This is a genomic window from Lentzea sp. NPDC042327 (genome assembly GCF_040647275.1).
GTDB lineage: Bacteria > Actinomycetota > Actinomycetes > Mycobacteriales > Pseudonocardiaceae > Lentzea.
This window is the reverse complement of sequence record NZ_JBEZBX010000001.1, coordinates 766,164-779,160: the sequence shown is the minus strand read 5'-3', so window position 1 is coordinate 779,160 and position 12,997 is coordinate 766,164. Positions and strand designations below refer to the sequence as shown.

Here is a 12,997-nt window from a genome sequence, read left to right as displayed (position 1 = left end):
GGACTACTCGGCGACCCAGCCGACCAGGGCGCGCCAGGCGGGACCGGAGAACGTCAGTTCGGCACCGGTGTTCTTCGAGTCCCGCACGAGCGCGTCCTGGGTCAGCGCGACCTCCACGCAGTCCGTGTTGCCGTTGCCGCCGCTGTAAGTGCTCTTACGCCACGTCCGGTCCTGGGTCATCGGAGTCCTTTCGAAGAGCGCTGATGTACTCCGTCAGCATGCTCTTCGATTGTTCCTCATCCAAGGCGATGGCATCCAGATGGCTGAACAGCTGCCGTGCGCGCGCGACCGCCGCCTTGTCTTGTGCGAACACCTGCACCAGGTCCGATTCGCTGTAGGTGGTCGGGTCGGCCTTGTCGAACTCGAACAACGTGGTCTTTCCCTGTAGTGCGACGGCCCGATAGCGGTCGGGCACGATTCGCATGATGTGGGTGTTGAACAGCAGACGCAGGTACTGGTCCTCCATGAGCTGTGCGTCGCCCAGGATTAGTTGCAATGCAAGCTCGTGGACGTAGAACAAGCATTCCGGGCGGAAGGGGCGTCGGAGGATCGTCTGCCGTTCGATGCGGAGGTCGACGAATTTTTCGATGTCCGCCGGTTCGTGGAACGAGGTGTCGAGGAGGAGCTGGCGCGCGTACTCCCGCGTCTGGAGCAGGCCGGGCGCCTTCAGGACCTCGAAGCTCGTGATCTTCGTGGCCAGGGACTCGGTCATGGCCAGCGTGCGCAGGTTGTCGGCGACCTGGGCGTAGTACGGGTCGAAGGCGTTGGCGTAGCGGCGGCGGAAGGTCTCGATGAAGTCCAGGCTCTGGCCACAGGCCGTGAGGAACTGGACGAGGTCGATCTCGCTCGCCCGCGCCTTGCCGTTCTCGACGTTGGAGACCTTGCTCGGGTCCCACCCCAGCTGGGTCGCGAGCGCGCGGCCCGTCATCGTCGTGTACTTTTCCCGGAGTCGGCGCAGTTCGTCGCCGAGGTCTCGGCTGTAGGCCGTAGAGGTCATCGCGGTCATGCCAAATACGCTATGGCTTGTTTTTGGAACAAGTAATAGCCACATTCGGGTGAAAACAGCGGGCTAGTGATCAAGCCATGCTTTCGCGGCGACCACTAGTGCTTCAACGCCGGTTTTCACCGTTGGTTCGATATCGGGTGCGAAGGCGGGGGAGTGGTTCATCGGCACGGGGTCGGGCGTGCGCGCGTTGAAGTCGATTCCACCGAGGAACCAGAAGACCGTCGGTGCGCCGGCGGCCGTGCCGAACACGCCGACGTCCTCGCTGGCGCTGACGACCGCACCGGGGATCAAGCGCTCGGTGCCGAAGTGCTCGGTGAACGCGGCCACGGTCCGTGCGGTGGCGTCCGGGTCCGACACGAGCGGCGGCATGGCGTCCCGCCACTCGAACTCGGGCTCCTGCGGCGCACCGGAGGCCGCGGCCTCGGCGCGCACGATCCGTTCGACGGCGTCGCGGATGATGCCGCTCGTGTGGTCGTTGAACGTCCGGATGTTGATGCCCAGCTCGGCGGTGTCCGGGATGATGTTCTCCTTGGTCCCGGCGTGGATCTGGCCGACCGTGACCACCGCACGTTCGCTGGGGGAGATCTCGCGCGCGACGATCCCTTGCAGCCGCACGACGACGTGCGCGGCCATCAGCACGGGGTCGACAGCGGTCTCCGGCGACGAACCGTGACCGCCGCGGCCGAAGAGGGTGACGTTCACGGTGTCGCTGGCCGCCATCAACGGGCCGCTGCCGTGAGCGAGCATCCCGGCGGGCAGGGGAGCGACGTGCTGGGCGAGCACGACGTCCGGCGTGCCGAACCGCTCGAACAGCCCGTCCTCGACCATGTCCCGGGCGCCCCGGCCGAGCTCCTCGGCGGGCTGGCCGACCACGAGCAGCGTGCCGGACCACTCGTCACGGGTGTTCGCGAGCGCTTCGGCCGCGCCGACCAGACAGGTGACGTGCATGTCATGGCCGCACGCGTGCGCCACGGGCTGTTCGTCGCCGTTGGCGTCCACCGCGCGCGCTGTGCTGGCGTAGGGCAGCCCGGTCTCCTCGCGCACCGGCAGGGCGTCCATGTCGGCCCTCAGCAGGACGGTGGGCCCGTCACCGTTGCGCAGCACGCCGACCACACCGGTGCCACCGACCCCGGTCGTGACGGCGTAGCCCAGGGGGCGCAGTGCGTCGGCGAGGACTCCGGCGGTGCGGAACTCCTGCAACGACAGCTCGGGGTGCCGGTGCAGGTCGCGGTAGAGCGCGGCGAGGTCGAGGGTCACGCCACAGTTCCAACCCAGTTCTAGTCGAGCAGCTTGCGGAGCTCGGCGTCGAAGTCGAAGTGGTCGGTCTCGCGACCGGGCGCGACGACGTCGTAGGTGGAGTTCAGGAACTCCTGCAGCTCGGTCGAGCGCACGTGGAACACCGCGTGCGAGACGTCGGACTGCAGTTCGAGCACGGCGGTCGTGGAGTTGTGCGGGCGCAGCCGCACGTCACCGGCGCCGGCCGAGGTGATGAGGCCGTCGGCGAGCAGGTCGCGGCTGACGAGCCAGACCGTCTCCTGGCGTCCCATGCGGAACGTCATCGTCACGGCGTGCGGGTCGTCGGCGCGGTAGCCCAGCTCGACCTCGACGGGCATGGGGCGCCCGGACGGTGCGATGAAGGCGAAGACCGACTCGGCGCCCACTCGTGTCACGTTCGTCATGCCTCCTAAGACGTGCGACATCCTCCCTGGATGCCTCCATCAGGAAAATCGATGACAACGCGACTTTCAAGCGGTCCGAATATGACTTTTGACATTGGTCACGACGGGTTGCCGCGCGGGCGCAGACGGCCACCGGGCAGCGGAGGCGCAGGCAGGCGGCTTCCGGCATAGCCCTCGACACGGCCGAACCGGTCCGTCTCCGCCTGCCATTCCTCGCGATAGGCGGCGATCTCGTCGTGGGTGCGGCCGACGAAGTTCCACCACATGACGATCTCTTCCCCGAATGGCGTGCCACCCAGCAGAACTACCCTCGCACCGGCCTCCGTCGTGAGGGTGAGGGTGCTCCGACCAGTGCCGACGTACCCGAGCTGCCCCGGCGTGAGAGCGGTCTCGTCGATCTTCACGTCGCCGGTGTCGAGCAGCACGCCGTGCTCGAAGTCGGTCTTGGTACCAAGAGTGATCTTGCTGTTCGGTGCGAGAACGATCTCCGCGCCCAGCAGCGGGGTGAACGTGTGAACGGGAGATTTCGAACCCGCCAACTCGCCGAGGAACACCTTGACGGTGGCGTTGTCCAGCTGAACGGCGGGTGGCACGTAGTGTTGGAAATCACGTGCCGCATCTCGGTTGGAATCGGGTAGTGCGAGCCACAGCTGGACACCGTGCAACACCGTCGACGCCGCCGTGGACACCTCGGAATGGCAGATGCCCCGGCCGCCGGTCATCAGGTTGAGCTCACCGGGCCGCACGTAGGCATGCACGCCGTGGCTGTCGCGGTGCTCGATCTCGCCCGTGAACAACCAGCTGACCGTTTGCAGCCCAGTGTGTGGGTGCGGCGCCACGTCCATCTTGTGGTTGTCGGGCCCGTAGTGGTCGCAGAAGCACCACGCGCCGATGAACGACCGCTGCTTCTGCGGCAGCGTCCGGCGCACTGACATCGCCCGCGGGCCGCCCAACGGCACGTCGCGCGGCTGGAGGACCTCGACCCCGCCCGGCGTGGGCGTGCAGGTGACTTCGGCGGGCTCGACCTCGACGTTGCTCACGCCGGTGATCGTAGGCGTGGTTCAGCGAGCACGTGGCTCCTGAGCCGAGCCCCCCGGCGGGCTCGGCGTCCGGCCGGTGGGGGCAGCATGGGAGCAGACAGGTGAGAGCTGGGGGCAGCGGTGGCGGAACTTCGGGACGGGTTGTTCGCGCGCGTGGCGAGCAGCGGGTACGAGCTGGACGAGGCGCAGGCGCGGGCGGTCGAGCGGCTCGCAGGGCTGGGGGAGCGGCGCCGGGGCGTCTACCTGCACGGGCCGGTCGGGCGGGGCAAGAGCTTCCTCGCCGACGCGTTCTTCGACGTGCTGCCCGTGCGGCACAAACGGCGCGTGCACTTCCACGCGTTCTTCCACGAGTTGCACGCCCGGATCTCGTCACGGCTGCACGAACGCGGTGCGGTGGCCCACGCGCTGAAGGAGCTCATCGGCCGGTGTGACGTGCTCGCGTTCGACGAGTTCCACCTGCACGACGTCGGCGATGCGATGCTGATGACGCGGCTGCTGGAGGAGCTGCGGGCACGCCGGGTGATGATCATCGCCACCTCGAACTACCCGCCGGACGGCCTGCTGCCCAACCCGCTCTACCACGACCACTTCCTGCCGGGCATCGCGCTCGTGGAGGAGCTGATGGACACCGTCGAGCTCGACGGCCCGACCGACTACCGGCACCTGCGCGGACGGGCCCGCTCGCGGTTCGAGACCGGGGCGGTCGTGCGTGCGGTGGAGCTGCCGGCCGTCCCGGTGGTGCTCGACGTGGGCGGCCGGGCGATCACCGCGCTCGGTGTCGACGGGCGGCGGATCTGGTTCGACTTCGGCGACCTGTGCGAGAAGCCGACGTCCACAGCGGACTACCTGGCGCTCGCCGACCGCCACGACGACTGGGTGGTCGTGGGCGTGCCGCGGCTGGAGACGTGCGACCGGGAGGCGCAGCAGCGGTTCGCGAACGTCGTGGACGTCCTCGTCGACCGCGACGCCCGGCTGACCCTGGTGAGCGACCACCCGTTGGCCGAGATCGTCGGCGGCCGGGCCCTCGACCTCGCCCGCACCGCCAGCCGGCTGGAGCTGATCAACTCCATCGGGTGAACAGTGGAGCGCCTCCACCGCCGATAGCACCCAAAACCCCTGTGCTAGGAGCGAGCAAGTGAAGATGGTGCGCGCCCGTGTCGCGTCGGCAGTGGAGAGCAACCGGTTCCAGGCGTTCATCGTCGCGGTGATCGTCGTCAACGCGCTGGCGCTGGGCGCGGAGACGACGACGGTGCTGCACGCGGAGCTGGGTCCCGTGCTGACGTTCGTCGACCGCCTGGCGCTGATGATCTTCACCCTGGAGCTCGGCGCGCGGCTGTACGCGTTCGGCTGGAGGTTCTTCCGCGACCCGTGGAACGTGTTCGACTTCGTGATCGTGGCCATCGCGCTGATCCCGTCCGCGGGCCCGTTGTCGGTCTTGCGCGCGTTGCGGATCTTGCGCGCGTTGCGCCTCGTCGCGATGGTGCCGAGCATGCGCCGCGTCGTCACGGCGCTGGTGCGGTCGATCCCGGGCCTGGTGTCGCTGTCGGGTCTGCTGGTGCTGCTCGTCTACGTGGGCGGCGTGATCGCGAGCAACCTGTTCGGCGACACCGGTGACCCGCGATTCTCCGGGCTCGGATCGACGTTGCTGACGCTGTTCCAGATCACCACCGGTGACGGGTGGTCCGACGTGATGCGCGACCTGATGGAGCAGAAGCCGTACGCGTGGATCTTCTTCCTGGTCTACCTGCTGGTCGGCACGTTCACGATGCTCAACCTGTTCATCGCGGTGGTGTGCAGCGCGATGCAGGAGGAGGTCACGCTGCCCGCACCCCGTTCCGGCGCACACGACGACCTGCTGTTGCAGGAGGTGCGCGCGCTGCGCGACGAGGTGCGAGCGTTGAAGGCGAACGTGTGACCCCCGCCTGAGAGCCGCGACGTGGTCCGGCCGGTGACGCCGCCGTGCACCGGCCGGACCACCTCAACCCCGGGTCACGGGGTGACCGGGATGTTCGTGAGGCCCTTCGTCGCGCGGGAGACCGTGTTCGAGGCGTGCACGACGTTCGGGTTGTCCTTGCACTTCGACGTCGAGCTGACGTGGACGCCGTACTCACCGACGCCGCCGAGGTCGGAACGGTTGCCGCGCCACACGTTGCCGCAGCCGTTGCCGAACGACGGCGTGGTGCTCGGGTTGTGCGTCTCGTAGCCGTTCTTGAACGTGCCGGGTGCGGTGAACGTGCCGGTGTTGTTCTCGATCCGGTAGCCGGAGCCCTTCACGTCGACCCACGAGTCCGCGGAGTTCGCGCCGCTGATGCCGGTGCCGTCGAAGGTGTTGCCGGCGATCAGGCCGCCCTGCGTGCCCTCCTTGACGTCGACGTGCTCGGCGGAGACGTTCGGGCCGATCCGGTTGTCCAGCACCTGCACGCGGTCGGAGCGGTCGACGCCGCCGGAGTTGCCGTGGCACTTCCAGTTCGAGTTCGCGGAGCCGATGTACACGCCCTCGCCGTAGTCCTTCGTCACGACACCGGCGTCGGTGATCGTCGAGCCCTTGAGCACGCCGTCCGCGGAGGAACGGCGGAAGTGCACGCCCTCCTCGTCGGTCCTCCGCACGGTGACGCCGTCGATCGTCACGTGGTGGGAGTTGTCGAGGACGATGCCCTTCTTGGACTCCGCGACGGTGATGCCCCTGATGGTCCAGTGCGGCGCGTCGAACAACCACAGGCCGTAACCGGAGTCCCAGCCCGCTGCCGGCACCGGGCAGGGGGTCGGTGCCGTGCCGGACGGGCCGTCGTTGACCAGCACCGCGGAGGACGGGCCGGTGAGCGTGATCGGGTTGCTCGCGGTACCGGCCTTCTGCGCGACGAACGAACCCCGGTAGGTGCCGGGCGCCAGGCTGATGACGTCACCGGGCCGGGCGTTCGCCAGTGCGGCCTGGAGCTGGCCGGCGGTCGACACCGGGACCATGCCCGCCGGTTCCTCGACGGGTGTGGTCGAGTCGGGGACGTTCTTGAGGAACAACGACTTCGCCGCGTCGGTCCTGGTCGCGTCCACGCCGTGGCCGCCGGTGTAGTCGCGCTGCTCGTTCTTCGCCCAGTCGGTGATCGGCGTGCCGTTCACGTCGAGGTGCCGGTACCCGCTGCCGTTCCAGCCGAACTGGTAGACGCGCCGGCGGTCGGCGTAGAACGGCTCGTAGCCACCGTCGGCGGACAGCTGCTTGGTCATGGCGTTGTTGAAGAAGACGTTGCGCGGACCGGAGGCGCCCGACCACTTCACGGCCTTCTGACCCGCGCCCCACCAGATCGGGAACCAGTTCGAGTCGTCGGGACCGCCGCCGCCCTCCTCACCGCAGTTCGCGCGGCAGTTGCCGGAGCGGTGGGCGTGGGGGACGCGGACCGTGTTGTTCTCGAACAGGTTGTTGCGCTCCCAGCCGCCGTGCAGGTTCAGGTCGGAGTCGAAGTCGTTGCCGATCACCACGTTGCCCGAGGCCGACCACTGGAAGGTGAAGTGGCGCAGGTTGCGGGAGGTGTTGCCCGCGTAGAGCGAGTCCCACACCCGCGAGCCGCGGAAGTAGCCGTTGCCGCCCTTGCCCTTGTTCCACGCGCCGTCGAGGACGTTGTCGACGATCTGCAGGTTCTTGGCCTCCTCGGTGACGATCGGGTGCGACCCGGTCATCTCCGCGCGGATGCCGCGCACCCACGAGTTCGCCGCCCACTTGAACACGATGCCGTGCATCTCGTCGGCCGGCGCCATGTTGCCGTAGTCGTGGACGGCCGCAGCGGGGTCCAGACCAGGTATCTCCTGCGTGAAGCCGAAGTTCTCGAACCCGACGCCGAGGACCGGGTCCACCAGCGGCGAGACCTTCGAGTCGTACGTCGTCCCGTCGATCGCGGGCGAACCGTCCGAGGTGGAGTTGACCGGGACGTCGAACTCCAGCGGCTTGTCCAGCGTCACCGTCGTGCCCGAGACGGACGCGACGGTGAAGATCTGCTGCCGCATGTGCATGTTCAGCAACGGGTGCGGGGTGCCGGTGGCGTTCTGCTGCTCGTAGAACTTCACCGAGTTCGCCGCGCGCACGTTGACGAGCGACCCGGCCGTGATGTTCGTGGTGGACGCCACCTTCACCGTGCGGTCACCGGTCTTCGCGGCGGCGCTGACCTTCGTGCCGGCCTTCCAGTGCACGTTCACCGTGCCTTCGAAGATGTCCTTGCGGTTCTCCGGGGCCTGGGAGTGGTCGCTCGCGTAGCCGGGGTGAACGCCGCGCGACTGCACGCGGAACAGGCCGCGGCCCGGCCACAGCCAGCCGCCCTTGCCCTGCCCGAACGTCATCCCGTCCTCGTCCCAGTCCGAGCCGTCCGGGGTCAGCGCGTCGTAGCGGGTGGTCGCGTCCGGGGTGTAGACGATCTTCGTCGCGGTCGCGCCCGCGCCCCTGATGACCAGGTGGTCGGCATCGACGTGGAGCTCCTTCGACACCTTCAGCACCCCGGCGGGCAGGGTGATCAGGCTCAGCCTGGAGTAGCTCGCGCCCGGTGAGCACGACGTGCGGACGAAGTCGATCGCGGCCTGCAGCCCGGCGGTGTCGTCGGCCGCGTCATCGGGCCGGACGCCGAACTGGGAAGCCAGTTCCGCAGCCGTGATCCGGCAGCTCGCGCTCGGGTTCACGTCATTGTCGCCGGGCAGCACGCCGGTGCCGCGATAACCGGCTTTCGACCAGTCGTAGAGGCCGGGAATGGCGGCCCGCCGGTTGCCGGACGAGACGTCCAGGCCGGTCGCCGCAGGTGTGGCCGTCGCGGTCACGGGTAGGGCGAGACCGGCTATCACAACCGCGGACAGCAGAGCTATCGGAGTTCGCATCTTTGCGGGAACCCTTCGGCAGGGCGGGGCGAAATCTTTGTAGCCGACAGCTGCGGAATGTGTCAAACATTCACGTGACTGAAATTGTCTTCCTGCAAAGGGTTTCAATTACTGAATTCCGAAACCGCCCGCGGGCACCGCCAGCTCACGCTGCTGAATCGAGCGAGCGGTCGGCCGGGCTCAGGCTCCGGTGTGGGTGAACGCCGCCCAGATCCGCGCCGGATACCGGTCGCGCAGCTCGCAGACGACGGCGTGCAGCGCCCTCGCGGGCAGGCTCAGGCCGTGGTCGAGCAGGGCCGAGTGGAACGCGACGCTCACGTCCGCCGCCGCTTGCTCGCCGACCTCCCACAGGGTGTCGACGACGCTCGGGTAGCCGGCGAGCAGGAACGCACCGGCGAGGTGCCCGCACGACAGCACCGCGAGCCGGGCGGCCGGCAGTCCCAGCCGGGCGACGTCGAGCGCGGTCAACGGCCCGTCGTGCAACCGCAGCTCGCTGCGCGCCGGGTTGTCGTCGGGGGAGCCGGAGCAGGCGAAGTGGACGTACGGGTGGTGCTCCAGCGCCGCCAGCACGTTCTCCCGCGTTGCGAGCGGGCCCTCCAGCGCGGCGGCCTCCCACAGCTCGGCCAGCACCGCGACCTCGTACGGCGCGTCGGCAGGCGCGACCACGACCATGCTCGGCGCGCCCACGGGTGCGGCGGCGCGGGCACGGGCCCAGGTGAGCGCGCGCACCGTCGGCGTGTAGGAGGACACCACGCGGTCCAGCACGGTCCGCCCGTCCCGCCCGGCCGCGTGCAGCGGCAGCCCGGCGAGCGGGCCGGTCGGCGACCACCAGACGTGCGTGTGCTCGGGCACGCCTTCGAGCACCGGCTCGGTCACGGTGTCCCACAACCACTCCAGCGTCTCGGCGAACGCCCGGTCGTCGCTGCCGAAGTGCTCGGCGTGCGCGACCGCGTCGTCGTAGCGCAGCCGCGGCAACGGCAGCAGCTCCACCCGGCCCGGCCACAGCGTGAGCGCGTCGCAGCGCAGCCGGCTCACGTTGACCAGCACCACCGGACCGTCCACCGCGGACTGCTGCAGGTCGCCGACGGACGGGAACGCCACCTGCCGGTCGTCCTCGAACACGCGCGCCAGCAACAGGTCCCTGCCGTACTCCAGCCACTGCGCCGCCAGCGCCAGCTGTCCGGCCTGCACCGCGCACGCCGCCGCGTCGGCCACCAGCCCGGTCAGCTCGGCCAGCCCGTTCTCGACGTCGGCCCGCCGGAGCCGCAGCAGCAACGCCATCGCCCGCTCGGCACCGCGCAGCGCCTGTTCCCAGTCGTTGATCCCCGCCGACGTCATCGACGCCGTGTGCGCGGCCAGCACCCGCGTCACCGGGTCGAGCGCCTCGCTCGCCGCCGCCTCCGCCAGCGCCCGCGCCGCCGCGCGCAACCGGCCCGAGTCACCGGCCTGCTCGGCCTGGCGCAGCAGCAACCGGGCGAAGCAGTGCTGGTAGGAGGCCTGCTGCGGGTCGGCGCGCGCGGCTCTGCCGTAGTAGATGACCGCCTCGTTCAACGTCTCCGGCGTGCCGGTGAGCTCGTAGATCTGCTGCCAGAACCCGCCGAGGTTCGCGAGCGCCCGCGGGTGCAGCGGGTCCTTGGCCGGGCGCTGCCGCAGCACCTGTTCGAACAGCTCGCCCGCCTCGATCAGCGCCTCGCGGGCGTCGGTCACGTCGAACCGCATCCGCAGCGCGACGGCGAGCATCTCGTTCGCGTCGGCGCTGGGCGTCGCGGCCACCAGGGCCCGTGCGGCGTTGACGGCGTCGGTGACCAGCTCGGGGAACCGCTCGGCCATCTCGGTCGACGCGCGCGTCAGGCTGGTCGCGGCCGCGGTGTGCGCGTGCGGGTCGACGGCCGCCGCCACCGCGTCGCGCAGGACCCGCACCGCCTCGCGCAACGAGTCCACGTCACCGAGGTGCCGGTAGCGCAGCCGCAGCGCGTTGCCCAGGCTCGTCAGGTGCTCGGCGGTCGGCGGCGTGCGGCGCAGCACCTCGATCGCCTCGTCCAGCGCCCCCGGCTCCCCGGCCTGCTCGAACCGCTGCAGCAGCGCACCGGCAAGGCTGTCGAGCCGGGTGCCGAGCGACTCCGGGTCGCGCGCGGACTCCACGGACCTGCGCAACGCCCCGATGCCGTCGGTCAGCACGTCGGTGTCGCGGTTGAGCTGGGCGCGGAACTGCGCCAGCGCGCCGATCAGCCACTCGGCGTTGCCGCGTTCGGGGTCCGTCTTGGGCAGGGCGGCGAGCGCACCGCCGACCATCGCCTCCGCCTCCTCCAACATCGACAGGTCGCCGGTCGCCGCGATCCGGGCGCGCAACGTGGCCGCGAGGTTCAGCAGCATGCCCGGCCGGAGCTCGTCACGGGCGTTGTCGGCGGCGATGCGGTGCGCGGCGATCGCGCCTTCGAGGTCGGTGAGGTGGCGGGTGCGGTCGTAGCGCTCGGCCAGCGCCAACCCGAGCAGGTGCTGCATCAGGTCGTAGTCGCGCTGGCCGGGACCGGTCTGGCCGACCACGCCCTGCGCGAGCGCGATCGCCTCGTTCAGGCTGCTCAGGTCGCCGTCGCGCTCGTAGCGGTGGCGCTGGATGCGGACGATCTCGGTGGCCTGGGTGAGGTTCACGCCCGGCCCGTCGACCAGGCGGGTCAGCAGGTCCATCGCCTCGTCGAGGTCGGCCGGGTCGTGCGCGGTCTCGTAGCGGTGCAGCAACGACGACGCGAGGGTGCTGATCGTCTCGGTGAGACCGCCCAGCCGCAACGCGTCGCGCAGCACCGACACGCCCTCGTCGAGCAGGCGGTGGTCGCCCGTGCGTTGGTACTGCTCGATCAGCGCACCGCCCTGGTTGTGCACGGCGACCGCGTCCGCCATCGGTTCTCCTAGAGTCATCCGCTCACAGCCTGGTGCGCCGACCGGGCGCCGTGTGGTGCTTTGCCGTTGTTTCCCCCGTTTGGTGCTGTCAGGTCGCGTGGAATAACGCGGAGCGTTGTCATGCGAACGGGTGCAGCAAACCATCAGAAGCGGGGCTTCCGTACCTGAAGTGTGCGTTAAGGCACCTACCCGCGCGATCAACCGACCGACACGTTCGCGGCCCAAACAACCCTGAACGGTGTATCGCCGACTGCTGCGAAAGGTGCAAGGGTCAGTTGCTGTTCGGCAGTGAGCGTTCCAACGAACAGGAGCACCCGCGTCGCCGTAGGAGAACAGGCTGCCCTGATGCCCGACACCATCCCGTACCGGGAGCTGCGGGCGCAGTCGAACGTCGCGACCGGTGTCGACGAGCCGTTTCGAGGCCGGGCACCGGGCGCTGCTGGCGGTGCCGTCGGTGGAGCTGCACCGGTTCCTCAGGGGGGTGAAGGCCTGGATGGGTGGCGGGTTCGAGTGGCACACCACGCACCCGCGCTACCGGTAGCGGCCGGCGATCGCGGCGGCCCGGTCGTGCAGCGCGGTGCGCAGCCACGGCGGTGACAGGGCCTCCGCGCTCGTGGCGAGCTGCCACAGCGCCCATTCGGCGTGCCAGGCGTCCTGGAACGAGGCTTCCACGCGCAGCCGGCCGTCGGCCTCGGTGTGTTCGGAGTGGACGGTCAGCGCGGTGTCGGCGAGCTGCTGCCGCCGCGCCGGGTCGAGCAGGAGCAGGACCGTGGTCTGCTCGCCGCCGGTGCGGAACCGGGTGCCGCGCTCCTGCCAGGTCTTGCCGAGGTCGACGTGGTCCGGGCGGTCGGCGGGGGCGTCGAGCTCCTCCGCCGCCCTGATGCGCGCCAGCCGGTAGGTGCGGTCGGCACCGTCCGCCGTGGCCAGCAGGTAGCCCTGGCCCCGCACGGTGACCAGCCCGATCGGGTCGACCGTCCGCCACCGCGGCTGCTGGTCACGGGCGGCGTAGTGGATCTTGAGCTTGTGCCCGGCGAACACCGCGCGCCGGACCTCGGTCACGAGCGCGTCGGACAGCTCCTCGGTCGCGGTGCGGCGTTCCAGCAGGTCCGTGTCGGGGTCGACGAGCAGCCGACGAGCGGCACCGGCCGCGAGGTCGCGGTGGCCCGCCGGCAACGCGTCGGCCACCTTCAGCACGGCCGAGGCGAGCGCCGAGCCGAGCCCGAACACCTGCGCGCCCCGCCGTGAGCCCGCGATCAGCAGGGCGAGCGCCTCGTCGTGGCCGAGCCCGGTGAGCTCGGTGCGGAAGCCGGGCAGCAACGCGAACCCGCCGTTGCGCCCGCGTTCGGCGTAAACGGGGACGCCCGCGGTCGACAACGCCTCGACGTCACGCAGAACCGTGCGCGTGGAGACCTCGAGCTCGCGGGCGATCGTGGTGGCGGAGAGCCGTCCGCGTTGGCGCAGCAGCAGCACCAGCTTCACCAGGCGATCGGCGCGCATGCCCGAACCGTACGGCAATACATGACACAGGG

At 69.9% G+C, this 12,997-nt stretch carries 10 protein-coding genes and 1 pseudogene; 3 read left to right on the top strand and 8 right to left on the bottom strand.

Annotation, left to right across the window (positions count from 1 at the left end; genetic code table 11):
* Positions 1-3: 3 nt before the first annotated feature.
* The 5 genes from AB0A63_RS03240 to AB0A63_RS03220 form a co-directional block, all read right to left on the bottom strand.
* Positions 4-180 (bottom strand): DUF397 domain-containing protein, encoded by a 177-nt coding sequence (locus tag AB0A63_RS03240; protein WP_360384743.1) that lies wholly within the window; start codon positions 178-180, stop codon positions 4-6.
* Positions 155-1,006 carry a helix-turn-helix transcriptional regulator gene (locus AB0A63_RS03235; RefSeq protein WP_360384741.1) on the bottom strand — a complete coding sequence of 284 codons (852 nt, stop codon included), beginning with the start codon at positions 1,004-1,006 and terminating at the stop codon, positions 155-157. The genes AB0A63_RS03240 and AB0A63_RS03235 overlap by 26 nt, the downstream gene beginning before the upstream one ends.
* Before the next feature lie 63 nt (positions 1,007-1,069).
* On the bottom strand, positions 1,070-2,263 hold the full coding sequence (locus AB0A63_RS03230; protein ID WP_360384739.1) for an amidohydrolase: 1,194 nt from the start codon (positions 2,261-2,263) through the stop codon (positions 1,070-1,072).
* A gap of 20 nt (positions 2,264-2,283) precedes the next feature.
* On the bottom strand, positions 2,284-2,685 hold the full coding sequence (locus AB0A63_RS03225) for an SsgA family sporulation/cell division regulator (RefSeq protein WP_360384737.1): 402 nt from the start codon (positions 2,683-2,685) through the stop codon (positions 2,284-2,286).
* A 98-nt stretch (positions 2,686-2,783) separates the two neighbouring features.
* Positions 2,784-3,725: a pirin family protein gene (locus tag AB0A63_RS03220; RefSeq protein WP_360384735.1), complete on the bottom strand. Its 942-nt coding sequence runs from the start codon at positions 3,723-3,725 to the stop codon at positions 2,784-2,786.
* 120 nt (positions 3,726-3,845) lie between these two features.
* On the opposite strand from AB0A63_RS03220, the gene zapE reads away from it, so the two are divergent.
* A complete protein-coding gene (gene zapE / locus AB0A63_RS03215; protein ID WP_360384733.1) occupies positions 3,846-4,802 on the top strand; it encodes a cell division protein ZapE in 957 nt (318 codons plus the stop codon).
* Between the two features lie 64 nt (positions 4,803-4,866).
* The gene (locus AB0A63_RS03210) at positions 4,867-5,640 is read left to right on the top strand and encodes an ion transporter (RefSeq protein WP_360384994.1); all 774 of its coding nucleotides are present in this window, start codon (positions 4,867-4,869) and stop codon (positions 5,638-5,640) included.
* 74 nt (positions 5,641-5,714) lie between these two features.
* Here AB0A63_RS03210 and AB0A63_RS03205 read toward each other — a convergent pair whose 3' ends face one another.
* Together AB0A63_RS03205 and AB0A63_RS03200 are read right to left on the bottom strand one after the other, a co-directional pair.
* Entirely contained in the window at positions 5,715-8,516 is a 2,802-nt protein-coding gene (locus tag AB0A63_RS03205) for a right-handed parallel beta-helix repeat-containing protein (protein WP_360384731.1), read from the bottom strand.
* 237 nt (positions 8,517-8,753) lie between these two features.
* Complete coding sequence (locus tag AB0A63_RS03200; RefSeq protein ID WP_360384729.1) at positions 8,754-11,468, bottom strand: CHAT domain-containing protein; 2,715 nt, start codon at positions 11,466-11,468, stop codon at positions 8,754-8,756.
* A 415-nt stretch (positions 11,469-11,883) separates the two neighbouring features.
* Here AB0A63_RS03200 and AB0A63_RS03195 point away from each other — a divergent pair.
* A pseudogene (locus AB0A63_RS03195) lies at positions 11,884-12,009 on the top strand (terpene synthase); the annotation flags it as partial.
* Here AB0A63_RS03195 and AB0A63_RS03190 read toward each other — a convergent pair.
* The gene (locus AB0A63_RS03190) at positions 12,000-12,965 is read right to left on the bottom strand and encodes a WYL domain-containing protein (RefSeq protein ID WP_360384727.1); all 966 of its coding nucleotides are present in this window, start codon (positions 12,963-12,965) and stop codon (positions 12,000-12,002) included. The pseudogene AB0A63_RS03195 and the gene AB0A63_RS03190 sit on opposite strands and share 10 nt — an antisense overlap.
* Positions 12,966-12,997 lie beyond the last annotated feature (32 nt).

Coding starts and splice junctions, on each gene's coding strand:
- AB0A63_RS03240 (WP_360384743.1), bottom strand. CDS start 180: ATGACCCAGGACCGGACGTGGCGTAAGAGCACTTACAGCGGCGGCAAC.
- AB0A63_RS03235 (WP_360384741.1), bottom strand. CDS start 1,006: ATGACCGCGATGACCTCTACGGCCTACAGCCGAGACCTCGGCGACGAA.
- AB0A63_RS03225 (WP_360384737.1), bottom strand. CDS start 2,685: ATGACGAACGTGACACGAGTGGGCGCCGAGTCGGTCTTCGCCTTCATC.
- AB0A63_RS03210 (WP_360384994.1), top strand. CDS start 4,867: ATGGTGCGCGCCCGTGTCGCGTCGGCAGTGGAGAGCAACCGGTTCCAG.
- AB0A63_RS03200 (WP_360384729.1), bottom strand. CDS start 11,468: ATGGCGGACGCGGTCGCCGTGCACAACCAGGGCGGTGCGCTGATCGAG.
- AB0A63_RS03190 (WP_360384727.1), bottom strand. CDS start 12,965: ATGCGCGCCGATCGCCTGGTGAAGCTGGTGCTGCTGCTGCGCCAACGC.